The following is an 18,342-nucleotide window of genomic DNA, read 5'->3' as shown; positions in this document are numbered from 1 at the left end:
AGGTTCTGGAAGGCCATCCGAAGCTGGAATTGGAAAGCTACGGTGTCGGCCCCAAGCCGATTCCCGGAGATGGCGAGCCGGTATTCGGCCGGTTGAAGGACATCAAGGGATACCACGTCGCCTTCAGCCACAGCGGCGCAACGCTTGGCCTGATCGCCGGCGAGCTGCTTGCCGACGAGATCGCCACGGGAAGAGAGCACCCACTCCTCGCAGGCTTTCGGCCAGCTCGGTTTTCTTGAAGATCGATTCAAGATCGGAACTGCCGCTTGGTCGATCCGATGTTGCCGGAATAACTCATGACGATCGTGCTTTTCGCCCAACCCTGCGCTCGTTTGACTCGCCCGCGTACTGCGACCCGGCGTTCTTCCTTCGCCTAAAGATCCTGCCTCGCTCGTTCGACGCTGGTTTATCTTGGCCAAGCCAGCCGACTTGCGTCGCCTCAGGTGAGCCCGTGCCGGACGAGATGGCGAACGACCGGCGAAAACATCAGCTGGCCGATATAAGATCCGGTGTTCGCCTGCTCGAACAGTGTTTCGGCGGCTACCGCATCCTCGACTATGGGGATACCTGCCTGGCGCGCCTGAGCCATTATCTCGTCGGCCGCGCGGCCTTGACCCTTGCCAACGACCGTCGGCACCGGCGTTTCGTCTTTGACGTAACGCAATGCCACGGCGCGGTCGCCGGACACGAAGACGATGACCGCATTCTTCGCACCCAGCTTCGCAGGTTGCATCACCGCTTCGCGCCGCTGTCGCTGCTGTTCATGGCGGATCAATGGATCTCCTTCGAGATCCTTGTGTTCGCGCTTGTATTCGGTTGCCGTCATGCGCATGTCGCGAAGGAACAGCCAGCGCTGAATGGGAACATCGATCAAGCCGATAACGACAAAGGCCAGGGCGGCGGCAATTCCAAGGGGTGTCAGCACCGCCTTGATAATCGGCTCCAGGCATGACTGACCACAGCCTGGCGCATCGAACAGCGGCTGCAGCCATTCGGTCAAGATGAATACGAACAGGCTTGCCAGCAACACCACCTTGATCAGGCCTTTGGTGAACTCGATGACGTTGCGCAGCGACAGGATTTTCTGAAGGCCCTTCGCCGGGTTTATGTTATCGAACTGCGGCTTGAGCTGCTCAAACGAGAAGACCGGTCCGAACGTCCCCAGCATGCCGAAGGCTACGGTAAAAACGACAACGATCCCGACCAGTGGAAATGTGGCAAGCATCAGCAACGAAAGCGAATGGCGAATGGCCCCCAGGCTGACCTCCCCGAACGAGCCGCCGGGCACCGTCACGGTTTGTACGAGCTCCGAAAGGCGCCTGAAGAGCATCGGCCAGGAAAAATAGAGATACGCGAGCGCTGCGAAAAGCGTGAAGCCGGAGACCAGGTCGCGGCTTTGCGAAACCTGGCCTTTGCGGCGGGCGTCACGAAGCTTCTTGTCGGACGCTGGTAATTTCTTTTCCTCAGCTTCTTCGGTCATGTTGCAATCTCATCGCACTGTCGTGGTTCCAGTAGGCCGCTGAATAGGGAGAGGTGGATATGCGGTTGCATGTCGTATTCTGGCCAATCGTCATCACGCTGGCGCTGAGCGGTTGCCAGACGAGCAAAACCGGCGCTGTGCAGGCGAAGGCCTAAATGTCCCCGTCCGTCCGGCTGGCGTCATGAGGTTGCCTCTTGCCCGGCCTTCGGCTGAGCCGATGGCAACGACCGGGAGACACTGCTCGCCTCGGCCTTGCCCGAGCGGCCCGCGATCGTGGCCAGCGGCTGGACGTTGAATTCTTGCGCGAGTTCCTGGAAGGACAGAACCGGAAGCTCGATGGCATTGTGTATGAGCAGGCTCCGCATATGACGCCGCACATCCATCGCGGCGAGGACCACCGGTGAGACGTCGGTGGAGTTCTGCGTCAGCGCCCGCTCGATTTCGGTGACCAGGGCCTGCGCATCATCGTCGGAAAGATTCAGGAATGTCCCGGTCGAAGTGCTTTGCACCGCGTTTCGCAAGATATCCTCGGCCGACCGCTGCAGGACATAGGCGGCGATGATGTTGGTGCGGCCGGCGGAGCGGAAGCTGATCTGGCGCTTCAGGGATGTGCGGACATATTCCGTCAGCAGGACGACGTCCTGTTCGCGCTGGCCCCATTCGATCAGGGCCTCGAGGATCAGGCGCAGATTGCGGATCGGCACGTTTTCATCGACGAGCCGGCGAAGCACTTCTGCGATCTTCTGCAGCGGCACGATCTCCTGTGCCTGTTTGATCAGGTCCGCATAATCCGGCTCCATGTCCGACAGCAGCCTGCGTGTCTCCTGAATCCCGACGAAATGGCCGGCATAGAGCCGAAGCGAATTTTCGGTCCATTTGGCCGCTGTTTCGGCTGGCGTGGAGAAGGCGAAGCCGGCTTCCTTCAGCACCGATATGTTGCTGTCATCGACCCACGCGAATTTGCGCTGACCGGCAACCGGAGGAGCTCTTTCGTAGGTCACTTCAAGCAGATCGAGATGCGTCGCGTCCGCTTCGACAAGAACGCGGTCGGCTGGAATTTCGGCATCCAGGATGGGCGCTCCTTCCAGATCGATGCGGATGCCTCGTGGTGAAAGCATCTCGTCGACCTGCGTGCCGATAGCCGGAACGTCGACACCGAGATCGCCGAACAGTTCGCGGCGCACGCCGTCGGCGAGCGTGGCAAACTCGGGCTCCGGGATTGAGCGTCCTAGCTCGGTTCCGAAGCGGACCACGACGCGATAGGAAGGAGGCAGTGTTCCGGTGGGGATTGCTGAAAGCGAGGCGGAATTTCCTGGTTCGGGCGTGGCGATCTGGCCGATGTCTTTGGGCCCGGATTCCTGGGCAGTGCGGCGATTGATTGCGTAGGCGCCCGCTCCGAAGCAGGCGCCAAGCATGAGGAACACGACGGCAGGGAAGCCTGGCACCATGGCAAGGCCAACCATGATCACCGCGGCAAGCGCGAGCGCTCGGGAGTCCCGCAGCAGCTGGCTGGTTATTTGCTGGCCAAGGTCTCCCGTTCCGTCGGCGCTGCCGACGCGCGTCACCATCGTACCGGCGGCCACGGCGACGAGCAGTGCCGGTATCTGAGCCACCAGCCCGTCGCCCACGGTGAGCAGCGAGTAGGTGGAAGCCGCGTCCCCCAGGGACATATCGTGCTGCAGTGTCCCAACGGCGAAACCACCGACAAGGTTGACCAGAATGATCACGATCCCGGCGATGACATCGCCCTTGACGAATTTCATCGCGCCATCCATCGCGCCGAACAGCTGGCTCTCGCGCTCCAGCTGCTGGCGCAGGCGGCGTGCCTCCGCATGATCGATGTCGCCGTTGCGCAACTCGGCATCGATACTCATCTGCTTGCCCGGCAGGGCATCGAGCGTGAAGCGCGCGGCCACCTCGGCGACGCGTTCGGCACCGCGTGCAACCACGATGAACTGTGCGACGGTGATGATCAGGAAGATGACCAGGCCCACCGCAATACTGCCGCCGACGACGAAGGTACCGAAGGCGGTAATGATGTCGCCCGCGTCGGCCTGGAGCAGGATCAGTCGCGTTGTCGTGATTGTGATGGCCAGCCGGAACAGGGTGGCGATGAGGATGACCGACGGCAGCGACGAGAACTGGAGCGGATGAGAGACGTAAAACGAAGCCAGCAGGATAAGCACGCTGATGGCGATATTTGCGGTGATGAGAATATCGACGAGGAATGTCGGCAATGGGATGAGCATCATCACCACGGCGACCAGCAGCAGGACGGCGATGACGAGGTCGCTGCGGCGTGACAGCCTCGCCAGGAATTGCAGAAGCCGCTCCGACACGGTCATTCAACACCTCGTTGCGACAGGAAGCTCAGCAAGGCACTGCGCGCCTCGGTCTTGCGCCCGGCCGCCAGCAAGGCGCGGCTCTTCAGCAAGGCAAGCGCCGGATGGTCCATTCCTTCCAAGGTCTCCAGCCTGGCGATCGTGGCAAGCGCCTTTTCCGCCTCGCCATCAAGTGTGAGCAGGTGCGCCAATGTCCTGAGCACGCCGGCATTTCCCGGCGAGAGCTGTGCGGCGATAAGCAGGTACGCCGCGCCCCGCTTTGCCTGCCCGTGACACCCGTAGAGATAGCCCAGGACATGCAGCAGATGCACCGTCTCATGCGGGTCGGTCAGATTTCGATTCCTTCCTGCATGCGACCAAGCAGATCGCGATGACGCTCGATTTCATCCTCCATCAGCGTTCTGGCGAGTGCCTTGAGTTGCTCGCCGCCCTCGAGGTCAGGGACCAGGTCCGCTACGAAATGCTGAAGAATTGGCACAGAACGACGCAGGATGGCTGGCTCGGGAATACTGGGCATGACGAAGTTGATGAGGATCTCATCGAGCGATTCCCCGGCTTGACCCGGAGAGGGCTGGAATTCCGCTGTTTGTGTCTTTTCCGTACCAGCGGCCGACTTCGTGCCCTGTGCACGGTTTGAGGCTTTGTCGACGCCATTCATCCGTCGCCGGTTGGTCGATTGACCGCGTACGCTTTCGGCCTGGCGAACCTCGCGGCCGGGTGTGTCGCCCCTTGCCGTGTCGAACCGCGGCCCTTCAAGCCGGCGGCTCACGGATATTTCAGCGCGACCGTGGCGCCGCCCTTGGTCAGGAGAAGTTCCGTCTCGCCGATATGCTTTATGGTCCAGCCGTCATTCGTGAATGCACCTTCGTGGTAGCGTGCACCGTCGGCTGCGATGACGTAGGGCCGCTCGCCATACCAGATTGCCTGCAGCGTCAGGCGCGGAGCCTGCTCCGCATTGCCGATCATGACGTTGGAGACCAGCGCAATGTGGGCGCCGAACGCCTGGTCGAACCAGGATTGCGTTTCCGTCCAGACACCGCTCTTGTCATTCGGGATCATCCCCGAGACCAAGAGGCGTCCCGTTGATTGCTGAACGGTCAATGCGCTTATGCCCGACTGCTCGAGATGCTGCTTGAGCTGGCTTGCCGCTGCGGCGGCATTCTGAATTTGCGGCGGCGATGAATCGTCCAGCACTTCTTGCCCTGCCGCGCCGGCGAAGGCCATTCTGATCGGTTCGCCGTCCTGAGAGGCTAGCTTCTCCTCGCCAATGTCTGGCTTGGCGAAAGAGAACCCGTTCGCAGCGACGGAGACGGCGAAGACGGCAAGGAGAACGCTGCCCGCAACCAGGAGAGGACGATTGGAAACAGGCCAGCGGTTCGATCCGCGCGCCGGGTTAACCAGCCGGATACTGGCATCACCCACATTTATGATGAGCGGCAGCCTGCAGCGGCTGCCATGTCCCTCGTGGATGGTCTCTCCCGTGGCAAGCGCCACATCACCGCCAACGGCTTCGATTTCAAACTGGCTGCCCTGACGCCGCAGCCTTGCATGGATCGGCGCGATGCCTGCATCCCTGAGGACAATGTCCGACTCCGTGCTGGAGCCGACCGTATAGACCGGCTCGACCAGATCGATTTCGGCGCCGGCGTGAAATCCGTGGATTACGCTAAGCGCGATGGAATGCCGTGCTGCCGTGGAGGGAGCGATAATCGATCGGAACCGGCGCGCCGGTGCCGCATCCAGATATCTGCCGATAGGCCTAGCGGTCATGCAACTTGATCTCCCGCCGATGACAATTTCAAATGCAGCCAGACGACGGCGTTGAAAGGTTTCTGCCGTGCAGTACGCCGCCGGTTGCTTTCGGCGGCGTATGGGTTCGAAAATCCGCTGCCTTAGGCCTTTTCAGCCGACTGGCCGAGCGTTTTCGCGGTGCTCATCAGCATGTCATGTTGGGATTTCGCGATCTCTTTCGTGATCTCCAGCCCGAACATGCGCTCCTGTTGCTTGATCATCTTGTCCAGGTTCTGTTCCGGCGACCCGGCAGAGCCGGAGGTAATGGGAGGGGTAGCAGCCATCATTGTCTCCTTGAGGGACTATTCAAGTTACAAACTCCGGACTCACACCGCTGCGATCCGGCAGGTTGCCGAGGCACTCTAAGGCAGCATGACCGAAATTGAAAGTCCATTTGGAATATGCGACCCGCTCAAGTTCCAATTGTTGCATTGCCAACGCGTGAGGAGTAATCTGCCAAGCGGGTGAATGGGGTACTTCAGGATGGAAAAAGGTCCTTTGGCCGAGTTATTGGTCGAACGGTTTGACAATATGCCGCCGCAGTTGCGGGTCGCCGCGCGTTTCGTGCTGGATCATCCCAAGGAGGTCGCGCTGATGTCGATGCGCGAGCAGGCGCACCAGGCTGGCGTTTCGCACAGCACGATGATGCGGCTGGCGCGATTGCTTGGCCTTGAAGGTTACGAGGATATGCGCGGTCTTTATGCGCGCGCGCTGCGGGAGACGATCGCAGGAGAGCCGGCGCGACAGGGGATCGAACAGCGTGGCGATCCGGGATATTCGACCGTCGGCGTCGTTGCCGACAGGCTAGCGGCCCAGATTTCAAGTCTTGGTGAATACACCAACGCCATACAGATCGTTGCCGCCGCCGACCTGCTTGCAAGATCGCGCGATGTTTTCGGTCTCGGCTCACGTTCGGCTTATCCGGTCGCCAGCCACTTCGTTCACGTCATGTCGTTTCTGGCTGGCGGTGATCGCAAGGTGACGCTTGTCGGCGAGATGGCCGGACAGGGCCTGGATGCACTCCAGCACGCGGGACGTGGCGACGTGCTTCTGGCTGTGGGCATGGCGCCTTATGAACGCACGACCATCGACGTGGCGCGCCAGGCGGCTCGGCAAGGCGTCGGCGTGATTGCAATCACCGACAGCAGCGTGTCTCCGCTGACGCGGATCGCGCGGGAGACAATCATCGTCACGTCGAATTCTCAGTCGTTCTTCCGAAGCATGGCGCCGGCGTTCGCCGCCGTCGAGCTTCTGGCGGCGCTGACGGCAGCGCGGTCCGAAACGGATGCCGTCGAACGGGTAAAACAGTCGGAAGAGCAGCTTGCCGCTTTCGGCATTTATTGGAAGCCCCCTCGATAGCCTCCGAAAGGGTGCGATCGGGCGGGCGTGCCGGCGGCCAGGCTGCCGGCAACAGTGATTTCCGGAGGTCGTCCAGATGGTTCGCCCGATAACGCTCAACAAGCCGCCGGTCCAGCCGCAGAAGGTCAATGCAACGGCAAACACCGAGCAGATAGCGCGGCTGGAGGCGCAGGCGGCGAAACTCCGGGAGCAGATCAGGCTCGCCAACAGGATGGGCGAGCGCGACTGGTCGGCGCAGGCCCGTCAGGAACTGGCGCAGGTGAACACGCAGCTGAGTTCCCTTCAGCCGCCGCCTGTCGCGGCTCCGGCGGCGCCGGGCATCAACCTCGTGAACGCTGGCACCGGCACGCCCGGCAACGGCACGACGGTGACGCCGGCGCTCTATGTGCGGACTGATCTCGCGGCACCCACGCTGGCGCCGGTCAAACTTGACGGAAGCAAGCCCGACGACAACGCCGCGGAAGCGACGACTGCCCGCAACATCGTTAACGACGTCACCGGCGGCAAGAGCATCGACCAGATCGCGTCTGCCCGCGGCATGACGCGCGACCAGGTCATCGCCGCGCTCCGGTCTGGCGGCATGACCGTGTCGACCACCGATCCGAATAGCGATGTGCAGACGACGAAAATCACGGATGCCAGCGGCCGCACCGTCACGCAATATTACGACTACCAGCACGACAGCTACTATACGAGCGTCGAGCAACCCAACGGAACCGCGACCACCACGCCGGTCCGGGATGGGCTCGGGCGCAAGGAAACCAGCAGCTACAATGCCGACACCGGCGCCATAACGACACGTTACGAAGACGACCTCGGTTCGGGCACCGTCACCGAGCGGACGTCGCTGCCCAACGGTGCTTCGGTGGAAACGGTGACGCCGGGCGCCGGCCCGTCGCTTCCCGTCACCACGGTCACCGGTCCAGACGGCCGCAAGACCATATTGGCGGCCGCGCAGGATCCCGGCGGGACAAGCACGCAGAATATCAAGGACGGTCTGGCGGACGGCAAAAGCATCGAGCAGATCGCGCGGGACAACGGCCGCACCAGCGAGCAGGTGATCGCCGAACTGCAGGCCGCCGGCTATCAGGTCAAGACGCAGGCAGCGGCAAGCGGCAACGGCGACGTGCAGTCGGTCGAAATCGTCGATCCGCACAGCGGCAACAAGACCGTCTACTCGCACGACTATCAGCACGACGAACGCACCGTCGTGACCACGGCGGACGGCAAGGAAACGTCGCAGTCCGTCGATGGCAACGGCAAGACCCGCAACAGTGTACGCAACACCAAGACCGGCGAAACCACGACCACCATCGTCGATCCGAAAACAGGGACCGAGACCAAGATCGTCACCGACAAGGACGGCCGCGTGACGACGACCACCACCGAGAAGATCAACGGCGGCAAACCCGTCGAGTACGAGGTCAAACCCGACGACAACCTGACCCTGGTCGCGCGGCAACATGGCGTGACACTGGATGATCTCAGGCGGACGAATCCGGAACTTTTCAGCTCGTCCCGCGACCCGGACACCATCCATCCGGGCGAAAAAATCACCATCGAAAACGGGACGCGCACGACGGTGGAGGTCAGCTTCAACGGCTATACGCTGACCACCAGGCCCGATGGCAGTCTGACGCTGCACAACAACACCACCGGCATCGACCTGAAGATCGAGGCAGGAAGCACGCAGGCCTCCCTGGCCAGGACGCTATTGGCGGTGAACCCCAACAGCAGCAATTCCGAGGAGGCAAAGGAAGGCCAGGTCGTGAAGACCTTTGTCGAAGGGCTGTTGGCCGGTGAGACCTTGCCCAGCCTCATCGACGCCGCGGAGAAAGCCGGACAGGACAAACAGGCTCTGATCGACAAATACGGTCTGGGCACGGCCGCCAAGCCCAAGCTGGATGGGCAAAACAGGGTTGTCGATCCGTTCGGCGATCCGCCACAGGGCAACGCACCTTCCGGAGGGAAGTGGACGCCGATGAAGATCGACGGCGTCTGGACCTGGGTCGATCCCCAGGTCGCCCAGGCCATCATTGACGAGAACATCGCCCTGTCGCGCATCACCGAGACGCGAGCCTTGGCCGGCCAGCAGCAGGAGCAGTTCAACGTCGATATGCTCGATCCCGCCTACAAGGATGCGGTCGATGGCGCGCAGACCATCATAAACAAGGCATTGGCGCCTCACGGCCTGCAATGGACTGCGCAGAAACCGAAGGGCACGCTCGCCGATGCGCGGGAGCGGCTGACCAAGGCCAACACCTTGCTGCAGAACGCACGGGATGCCCGCGGCGAATATGAGAATGCCGGACGCGTCCTCAAAGATGCCATCGCCGGGCAGAGCACGCTGACGCCGCTGGGTGATCCCAATGCAACAGCCGTCGGCCCTGTCAACGGCCCGAACCGGTATACGGAACACGCTCAGGGTGTCGCCGAGCATGCAGCCGTCGACAAGCTGTTTTCCGAGGTCGGCCTGCATCTGAGCAAGGGCGACAAGCTCACCATCGATTTCCTGGTGGGGAAGGCCGAACTGGACGGCGTCCCCACGGACTCGAAGGAATACAAGGACCTGAAGGCGCTGCAGACGACAGCAGGCAGTCAGCTCGAACTGGCGCAGGCCTACCAGAACTACTTCGACGCTCATACCACTGCCGCACAGGTCGGCGCGCAGCAGACGGATCTCGAGCAAAAGCTGCTTGTCCAGTATCTTGGCGAACAGAAGTTCGACCCGAACGAGGAATACAACCGGTATAGCGGCGACTACCTGGGTCACTACAAGACCTCGACGCTCGAAGTCCGTGATGGCCAGCTCTGGGTCGTCAACCATTTCGACAAAGGAACGACAGAGCAGCAGCTCACCTACAGTCTGAACGACAAGAACGTCAGGGACGAATACCGGGACCGCCAGCTCAACAAGGACTGGCAACAGCTTCTGAGCGGTTCGACGGAGAAGGTGTGCACCGCCAACGGCCTGGAAACCGCGAAGGCCGGCGAGGCGCAAGCGGCAAAGAATCTGAACGATGTCCTAGACAAGCAGCTCGGCAACAGCATCACCGACCTGAAAACGAAGCTGACGAGCCTGCAGACCAACTTCAACAATGCGCTGACGCAACACGGGCCTGGGGCGGTCGATGCGCCCCAAGGGACGCTGCCCGATGGCGTGCAGCCGGTCGAAATCGATGTCGGCGGACAGACGATCAAGGTGGCGCCGGAGGTTGCCCAGAAATACAACCAGATAGGGATCGATGCGCTGACCCAGGGCGGCAAGGCAATCTGGATCGACCTGGACACACACGATGACGATCATGGTGGCCGCTGGGTCGACCCCGAACTGGCGGTCTCCAAGCTCAAGCTTGATGCGACAAGGGCTGAGATAACGCAGGCCGAGGATCTGCGCAGGGTGGTGCAGGGGTTCAGCGATTACCATGAGCTTCGGCTCAGCGATCCCTCGCTCTTGGCCGACCGCAACGGCACGGTGGACAAGACCTATCTGGACGAACATCAGCAACAGACGCTCGACGGCATCTATCAGCCGAAGTTCCAGCAGCTGCTCGACAGCGGCTACGACAACGAGTTCCGGGAACAACCTGGTACGACCCTCGACGACACGGTCGCCAGGACGTTCGGCCTGGATCGTTCGACCGATGATGGCCGCGAGGCGATCGACAATGTGACGGAGGAGATCCGCGATATTGGCGGCGACAATCCGTATGTGCGCAGAGTACCGATCTTCTACGTCGACGACGAGGTCGGGACGCAGCAGGTCACGCTCTTTGCCGTGCGCGACGGAGACGGCAACACTCGCTATGTCGACGCAACCGGCAAGAAGTTCGACGACCTCGGCGATTTCCAGGACAACAACAGCCAGTTTGGTGAGAACGGCAAGCTCGTCGTTCCCAAAGGACTGGAGATGAAGGCGGGAGACGACGGCAAGATCGCGCTTGAAGTGGTGAAGGCGCGCAACGTCTCGGTCTGGGACAAGGTTGTCGATCCGCTGGTTGGCATTGGGACCGGCATCGCCACTATCCTGTCGTTCACGCCGGCCGCGCCGATCGCGGCACCGCTGGCCTATACGGGGGCTGCCTATCTCGGAACCCGAGCGGTCATAAACCAGGTCAACCATCTGGAACATGGCGGCGAGTGGGACGATAGAGAGTCACTGATGAACATCGCCAGCGCGGCGACCACGGTTCTGCCCATGGCATCCAGCGGCCTGCGCACCATTGGCATGGCGGGAAAGGAAATGACCGCTCTCCAGGCCTTCCGCGGCAGCATAGGCGCAACACGGTCTGGCTCTTCCCTGGCGCTCGAAACCCGCAGCTACATGCAATCGACCGCCGGCCTGAACAAGGCGGCGTGGGGAATGGATGTCGGCTCGGTGATTGTCGGCGCACCCTTACTGGCGACCTCTGCCTACGATCTTGCCGTCAACGGAGACCAGATGAATGGTCTCCAGCTTGCCAATGCGCTTACGGGTCTTGGCACCGGGGTCACCGGTACCGGCCTCGGCATCCACGGCCTGCGTACGTTGCGGCCGGGAACGGGCACGCAGGCGAGCTCCAATGGTCCGGACGCCAGTCCGCCACCGGTCAGCGACGGACCACACCAGCAGCCGCCTGGCGGCAACGGACCGCGGCAATTGCCGCCGGCGCCGGAGCCCGGTTCCTCGGGGCGCCCAATGAATGTCTATGAGATCGGTGCCGACGGCGTTTACAGGCCGACCGGGAAGCAGGTCTTCCACGACCCCAGCCATCCGGTGATACCTGGAGACGTGATCAAGGCCGATGACGGCAGCGGCGATGGTTCGACAATGCAGCCGGGCCACGATCCTCAGGGGTCGACCCCGCCTGGTACTGCCCATCCCGCCGATGGCGATCCCATCATCGTACCGGGCAAGCCGACAGGACAAGACGGAACGGTGCGCCTCGTCTGGGACCCGGAGACACGCAGCTTTGCCAGCACGCCCGGACACGACACGAGCGAGTATGTCTACACCAGCGGCAAGGATCCGAGGACGCCCTCGGCCTATCTCGACGGCTTGACCGTCGAACAGCTTGTGATCCGCTACGAGCAGGAGAAGGGTTATTATTCCAGCCGCGAAATGGCCGAGCGCTATGGCCCGGACGGCGTCCAGATACCGCGCACGCCACTTCGCGACATCCTGCCGGACTTCCGCGTCGGCGTCACCTTCCGGGCCCGGCTGAACACCGGAGATGCATTCGGGATCGGCTCGCCGACAATTGCGGCCGTCGGCTTCGGTGTCGGAACCAAGACCGATTTCGGCATGATCGGATGGTCGATCGTCGACAGCGTCGGCCAACGCAGCCTGACGCCGTTCAAGGACGCGCTCGGCACCCAGGGCGTCGTATCCTACCGGGCACGCGAATACAGGAACATCACAAGCCTCCAGGCCGGCGTATGGCCGGTGTCCAACCAGACGGCCTTCCCGGTCCGCAGCAGCGATCTGTCGGCGGCTGCGAGCAAGGCGATATTCAGCGATGCGACCGGCTATGACGCCAAGCCAGTGGATGCCGCCATCGTCGGGATGACGCCGGATGGCGAAGGCACCGTGATCGAGATGGCCTACACGCCTTCGCTCGATGGCAAGGAGGTCACGCTCGCACCCGGCCAGCACGATTTCTTTGGTGTGCCGGCGGAAAACAGCTCCGGCCATGTCACGCTGCAAGGCGCGCTTCCGTTCGACCGTGTCATGACCGAGACGAAGGCCGGCATACGCCTGCCGATCGTGGCCAATCATGTCGCGGCGGTGGACCAGATGCCGCGCGTCGGCTTCGAGAAGCGCCCGGAACTGTCCGTCAAGGACACGCTCCAGCCGGGCGACATTGTGTCGACGCAGGCATACGACCAGATCCAATCCGCTCTCGGCTCGACAAGCCTGAAGATCCAGTTCGCGGTCAAGGATCCGGCGAAGGCGTCCGAACTCATCGCAGCCATCGGCCAGGGCGATGGCATCCGCTCGATCCGTGACCTCGTCAAGGCCGGCCAGATCGATCCGTCGAACACGGTTTCTCTGGTTGACGAACCGACGCTGAGCGGGTTGCGGCTGTCGGCCATACCGGGCAAGGCGCCCACCGCGGACATCGTTTTGCTGACCGGCGAGAAGGCTCGAATTGTAAATCCCGAGGCGATGCTGGTCGACGTCATCTTCAACGATCACAACAGGCTGCCTGGCGTACTGGGGTTCAATCCCGACCGGATGGTCACGTCCGCGACCTACAAGGTGAAATCGACAGTACAATCATGGCTTCCGGCGCGCTTCCAACCCGACGGATCAGCGCAGTCCCGCTACATGCCGAGCGCGGGCAACATCTATAAGAACCTCTACGGTTCGCATGGCACCCCGGCCACGCGCTACACGCTTTCACTGTCGACCCATCCTCTGCCTGCTGGAGCGTTGACTTTCAGCGCCGAGGTGAGAATCCAATACAAGTCCAAGGCGGCCAGCATCGCGTCTTCGATCGCCGAGAACGAAACCGCGACACTGACCTTCAATCGGGCCGACGGGCAAACTGAGGAATTGACGATCCCGGCCTGGCTCGCCCACACCGTGGAAACCTCGCGCGACGGCTCGGCGACAGGCATTCCGAAGGGCGGCAAGGCCTCTTTGGAGCAGTTCCTCGGCGAACTGGAAAAGAACGCAAGGCCCGACCAGCGCGCGGCGATCGAGCAGTTCCGGACGGAATTCGGCCCATCGATCGTCGATGGCGGCTTCATGCGCCAGAACGTTGCCGATGGCGTGCTGACCTTCCTCTCCTCGCAAGTGGGCAGCCGCCGAAACGGCCCGATTCAGATAAGGGACGAGCACGGTCAATCCGTGACCGCCACCCGATATGGACCGCTGCCAAAGAGCGCGGAGAATGTCTATGTGCCGCCAGCCGACGGACAACCAGCGCGCGGCGACGAAACGGAACTGATGCACAAATCGCATATTCTGTTCCGCGATCCGGAGACCGGAGAGGCATACGTCCTGCCATGGGTGCGCGGCGCCTCCGAGGACCATGTGCCGGGCAGTCAGGGACGGCCGGAAGGCGAGACCGTGCCGCCGGCGGCAACGCCAGCCAGGAAGGCAATCGAGGCGGCGCCTCCAACGACCTATTCGCTGCAACAGGTCCGCAACATGCGCCAGCCCGAGAAATGGCAGGCCGGCGAGATCTATACGCGCGAACTCAATGGGTCGCCTGGAGAAGTGCATTTCCCGGTCGATGCCAACCCGGGCGGGGCGCACCCCGTCTCAGGCGTGGGTGGGCGGTATGTGGATTCGCCCGTCTTCAAGAGCGACGACGTGATCGAAGCGATCGAGGTCAAGACCTATCATCGCTGGACGACGATCAACGGTGTCGCGCAGATGCGCGAAGTACCACTCACGCCGAAACTGCAGGAGCAGATCAACAAGGATGTGGCGCTGCGGAACGAGAACCCGGGTTATCAGCCGCGCTGGGTTTTCCTCGATGCGCCGCCTTCCGCGGACTTGCAGCGGGCGCTCGACGATGCGGGAATTGTCGGCAACATCTTCGGACACAACAAGCCCGCCACGGCAGCACCGCAACCCCAATCCGCAACGGCCGGAACCGGTTCGGGCCGAACCATGCAGCTCAAGGACGAGAGCGGCAAGGTGATCACCGCGACAATGTTGGGCACCGAGCCGAGGGGCCCGCAACAGGTTTATGTGCCGCCTTCCGACCGGCCTCGCGCGCCGGCCGATGCACCGGAGTTGGCGGACAAGACGCACATACTGGTGTACGACCCCGACACCGGCGAAGCCGTCGTGCTGCCATGGATACGCGGTGCTTCCGGCGGCCACGCGCTCACCCGAGATGGCGTCAGGGCGACGCCGCTTGACCAGGTGCCGGATCTCGTCATGGGCAATTTCCAGCCGAACCAGATTCCCTGGCTCAAGCGTGAGCAGGTGGCCGAACTGACGGAACAGCAGTTCCGCGACTTGGATCAGGCCGGCTTGCTGCCTTCTCTGACCAGGAGCCAACTGCGGGGTATCCCGAAGGCAAAGATAGGCCAGGTCAACATCGCGGGCCTCGACGGGAAACAGATTCCTTGGCTGACCGAGGGCCACATCCGGAACATGACCGGCCAGCAGTTCCAAGATCTCGGCAAAGCCGGTTTGACGCCTCAACTGACGAAGCCACAGTTGCAGGCGATCAAAGGAGACTTGGTCGAGTTCGTCGACGTGTCGAAGTTGGAAGCGCGCCAGGTTCCTTGGTTCAAGCCCGGCCAGGTCGCGAAGTTCACGTCACAGCAATTCAAGGACGTGGGCGAGGCCGGATTGCTGAAGAACCTAACCGAGCGCCAGGTTCAGGCGATCCCCGAAACCATGGTCGGTTCCGTGGACGTGGCGAAGCTCGATCCCAAGCAGGTGCCGTGGCTGACCGAGAAGCAGATCCCGGTGTTGACCCGCGATCAATGGGGCGCCTTCACGATCCACCACACCGAAGCGCTGACCCAGCCGCAAATCGAAGCGGTGACACCAAAACAGTTCGAGGAAATGAGCCCCGGCCAGTTCCGCAAGTTCACGCTTGAGCAGTTCGAGTGGATGAGCGGGGATCACATGAACGGCCTCTCCGTGCTGCAACTGACGACCTATCGGGCAACCCATAAAAAGGCGATGACGCCGGAGCAAGCGAGCAGCGTCGATCTGGCGCTGAGCCATGCCAGGATACGGGAAAACGCTCAGGCGCTCGCCACCTTTGGCGGCATGTCGACCACCTCCTACATGCTGTGGACTTCGTTGCCGCCAACTTGGACCGCCACCGCAAGTGGGGTGGCATTTGGCGTGCGAGGCTTCGTTTTCGGCGCGCAGGCGCTCTTCCCCAACGCAACCGCGGGTCACAAGCCGTTCGGGCGATTCCTCAACGCGCTCGGCGGAGCCACATTCATAGCCGCGGCGCCAGGTGCCGCGACCGGGATGATCCAGGGTAAGGATCTTGTCGTCAACAGCACGTTTACGCTCGGCAACATCGTCTATGGCACGAAGTCGATGCTGCAGTCGTTCACAGGCAGACCGGTGATCCGAAACCTGGCCGAACATCTGGCTGGACCAGGATATGTGCTTGGCTGCGCCGTCTATACGCTGCATTCCTGGCCGGCGCCGATCGCAACAGTCGCCGGCACCATGTTCACGTTCGGCTGCGCGGAATTCTGGGCGTCGGCCATAAGGACGGACCGAATGAATAGCCGTTCGGTACCGCGGACCGATGCCGATATCGCGGCGGCGGAAAAGTCCGACAAAAGATGGACCGCATGGGATCGGTGGACCCTGGGCATCACCTTCGGCGTTGGAATGCTTCTCTTCTCGCTGGACTCCCTGCTCGCGGAGCCTTGGGAGGGCGCGAAGACGGCCCCTCCACCCGATCCGAAAAAACCGGATGGCGATGCCTCGTCCCAGCGACCCGATGATCCTTCGGATGTTCCAGGTGGGACGCAAACCCTGCCAGAGACCTTTCCGCAACTTGTCGTGCAAGCGGATGACGGCCTGAATTTGCGGACCCAGCCCGACGGGCATTCGGCCGTGGCGACGGTTCTGCAACCCGGCACATTCGTCGAACAGACCGCGAAGCCTTCGACCGATCCTTCGGGAGAAGCCTGGATACCCGTCGAAGGTTTCGGACCGGACGGCGAAATGCATAGCGGCTGGGTCTCCGGCGACTATGTCGAGGTTCACCCCAAGGGCAGCAGCAATTCCGAGGGCCGCACGAATCCAACACTGGAGAAGAATGGCTATCAGTGGGTCGACGTCAAGAACGGCGACTCTATCCGCCTGATCGCCAGGACCCATTCAGCGGATGTGGCGGAGACGGTGGTGCTCAACATGGATCATATCCTGAGTCCGGACATGATTTTCTCAGGCGACCGCATCTACCTGCCGGTCACGTCGGTCGGCTGAGGAACTGCCGGCCCAATCTAGCGCCCGTCAGCAGGCTGCGCCTTGCCGCTTCTCGCGGCATAGGCGTGCGCGACGCAGGCAGCCAGCTTCGCCGCCCGCTCCGCTATCGCATTGGATGGTTCGGAAGAATAGGAGGCGGTAAACTGCAGGTCGGACGGGTGCCATTCGCAGTCGACAATGCGCAGTGTGCCGCTTGCGGTATAGTCCCGGACGACTTCCTCGGGGAGCGAGGCTATCCCGATACCGTTGAGAGTCATCTTGATGGAGGCCGCCAGCGAATTGGCCGGAAAGATACGCGGCGTCTCTTCCAGTTCACTGGTGAGCTTGCGGTAAAGTTCGCTGTAGGGTCTGGTGGTGCGCGCGTAGCTGATGATCGGAAACTGCATCAGATCATTCAGCGTCAGCTTGCTTCGGTTGGCCAATTTCAATCGCGGCGAACAGACCCAGACGAGCGGAAAGGATGGCAGCTCGATGTTCTCGATGCTGTACTCTAGAATCGGGCCCATCAGCACTGCAAGATCGAGCCTGTGGGACATGAGTTCGTTGCGAAGGGTCGTCGTCGCATCAACGACGATATCCGTATCGACGAGCGGGTAGTTTGCTTGCAATTCCTTCAGGAAATCCGGAAGCCAGGTGTGCACGATGGATTCGGCAACCCCGAGCCGAAGCACCCCTGCCGTCTCTGAGAGAGAGTTGGCCGCGAGTTGCAGCCGTTCCGCTACGCGCAGGACCCGTTGAGCAGGTGGCAGCAGCCTTTGTCCCTCGGCGGTCAGCCTGACGGTGCTGCTATGCCGTTCGAACAGCTTGGCGCCCAGCGCTTCTTCCAGGCCGGCAATTCGGGTGGATACCGCCGGCTGCGTCGTGTTCAGGCGTTCCGCTGCCTTTCGAAAGCTTCCGAAAGTGGCGACCAGGAGAAAGGTTTCGAGCTGCTTGATGTTGAAAGGGATCACGATTCAATGCCGGACAATAATCTGAGCTCCAATCTTTACGCGGTCATATAGATCGATAACGTCTTCATTGGTCATGCGGATGCATCCGGAGGAGTTGGCCTGTCCGACGGTCCATGGCTGGTTGGTGCCGTGGACGCGATAAAGCGTGTTTCCGATATACAGGGCGCGGGCGCCAGGCAGCATTCCTTCGTCTGACGTCTGGTCAGGAGCAGAAGGGGAGACCAGCACATTTCTCGCCTGATCGTAAGTCCAGCTTCTAGGGTCATAAGCGCTGTTTGATTGGGGCCTGCGCCGCCATGGCGGCAACCAGCGTGGCAGCAACAAAGGCTGCCGCAGCCAGTCTCCGGCTGAGACGTGGGCCGGACAGCATACTGCCTCCCGCTATGCTGGCGGAAACGAACACGTTCGCGAGCAGGGCCCTGTTTGCCACCACCGACACCTCTCTGCATCCAGGCGTTGAACAGTGGATCACACATGGGTCCCGCCTGATTCCAGCGCGCACCA

General features: G+C 61.9%; 9 protein-coding genes and 2 pseudogenes. 3 read left to right on the top strand and 8 right to left on the bottom strand.

Going from position 1 to position 18,342, the window contains the following annotated elements; genetic code table 11:
* Positions 1–239: pseudogene (locus NKH19_RS13005) on the top strand (D-amino-acid oxidase); the annotation flags it as partial.
* Positions 240–439: 200 nt separating this feature from the next.
* Here the strand turns inward: NKH19_RS13005 and NKH19_RS13000 are convergent.
* The 6 genes from NKH19_RS13000 to NKH19_RS12975 form a co-directional block, all read right to left on the bottom strand.
* Positions 440–1,480 carry an EscU/YscU/HrcU family type III secretion system export apparatus switch protein gene (locus NKH19_RS13000; RefSeq protein WP_352871600.1) on the bottom strand — a complete coding sequence of 347 codons (1,041 nt, stop codon included), beginning with the start codon at positions 1,478–1,480 and terminating at the stop codon, positions 440–442.
* Between the two features lie 179 nt (positions 1,481–1,659).
* Entirely contained in the window at positions 1,660–3,825 is a 2,166-nt protein-coding gene (gene sctV / locus NKH19_RS12995) for a type III secretion system export apparatus subunit SctV (protein WP_352871598.1), read from the bottom strand.
* On the bottom strand, positions 3,822–4,133 hold the full coding sequence (locus NKH19_RS12990; RefSeq protein ID WP_352871596.1) for a tetratricopeptide repeat protein: 312 nt from the start codon (positions 4,131–4,133) through the stop codon (positions 3,822–3,824). Before NKH19_RS12990 ends, sctV begins: the two co-directional genes overlap by 4 nt.
* A gap of 17 nt (positions 4,134–4,150) precedes the next feature.
* Positions 4,151–4,591 (bottom strand): hypothetical protein, encoded by a 441-nt coding sequence (locus NKH19_RS12985; protein ID WP_352871595.1) that lies wholly within the window; start codon positions 4,589–4,591, stop codon positions 4,151–4,153.
* Positions 4,588–5,592: a SctD/MshK family protein gene (locus NKH19_RS12980; RefSeq protein WP_352871593.1), complete on the bottom strand. Its 1,005-nt coding sequence runs from the start codon at positions 5,590–5,592 to the stop codon at positions 4,588–4,590. The genes NKH19_RS12985 and NKH19_RS12980 overlap by 4 nt, the downstream gene beginning before the upstream one ends.
* A 122-nt stretch (positions 5,593–5,714) precedes the next feature.
* Positions 5,715–5,900, bottom strand: coding sequence for a hypothetical protein (locus tag NKH19_RS12975; protein ID WP_352871591.1), 186 nt, complete (start codon positions 5,898–5,900; stop codon positions 5,715–5,717).
* 211 nt (positions 5,901–6,111) lie between these two features.
* Between NKH19_RS12975 and NKH19_RS12970 the strand changes: the two genes are divergently transcribed.
* Both NKH19_RS12970 and NKH19_RS12965 read left to right on the top strand, forming a co-directional pair.
* Complete coding sequence (locus tag NKH19_RS12970; protein WP_352871590.1) at positions 6,112–6,972, top strand: MurR/RpiR family transcriptional regulator; 861 nt, start codon at positions 6,112–6,114, stop codon at positions 6,970–6,972.
* 76 nt (positions 6,973–7,048) lie between these two features.
* Positions 7,049–16,888 carry a LysM peptidoglycan-binding domain-containing protein gene (locus NKH19_RS12965; protein WP_352871588.1) on the top strand — a complete coding sequence of 3,280 codons (9,840 nt, stop codon included), beginning with the start codon at positions 7,049–7,051 and terminating at the stop codon, positions 16,886–16,888.
* A gap of 17 nt (positions 16,889–16,905) precedes the next feature.
* On the opposite strand, the gene NKH19_RS12960 is transcribed toward NKH19_RS12965, so the two are convergent.
* The gene (locus tag NKH19_RS12960) at positions 16,906–17,838 is read right to left on the bottom strand and encodes a LysR family transcriptional regulator (protein WP_352871586.1); all 933 of its coding nucleotides are present in this window, start codon (positions 17,836–17,838) and stop codon (positions 16,906–16,908) included.
* Positions 17,839–17,841: 3 nt separating this feature from the next.
* Positions 17,842–18,153 (bottom strand): annotated as a pseudogene (locus NKH19_RS12955) (L,D-transpeptidase); the annotation flags it as partial.
* Positions 18,154–18,342: the final 189 nt, after the last annotated feature.

This window comes from Mesorhizobium sp. M1338 (assembly GCF_040318045.1).
Classification (GTDB): Bacteria; Pseudomonadota; Alphaproteobacteria; order Rhizobiales; family Rhizobiaceae; genus Mesorhizobium.
This window is presented reverse-complemented; position numbering and strand designations above follow the sequence as displayed.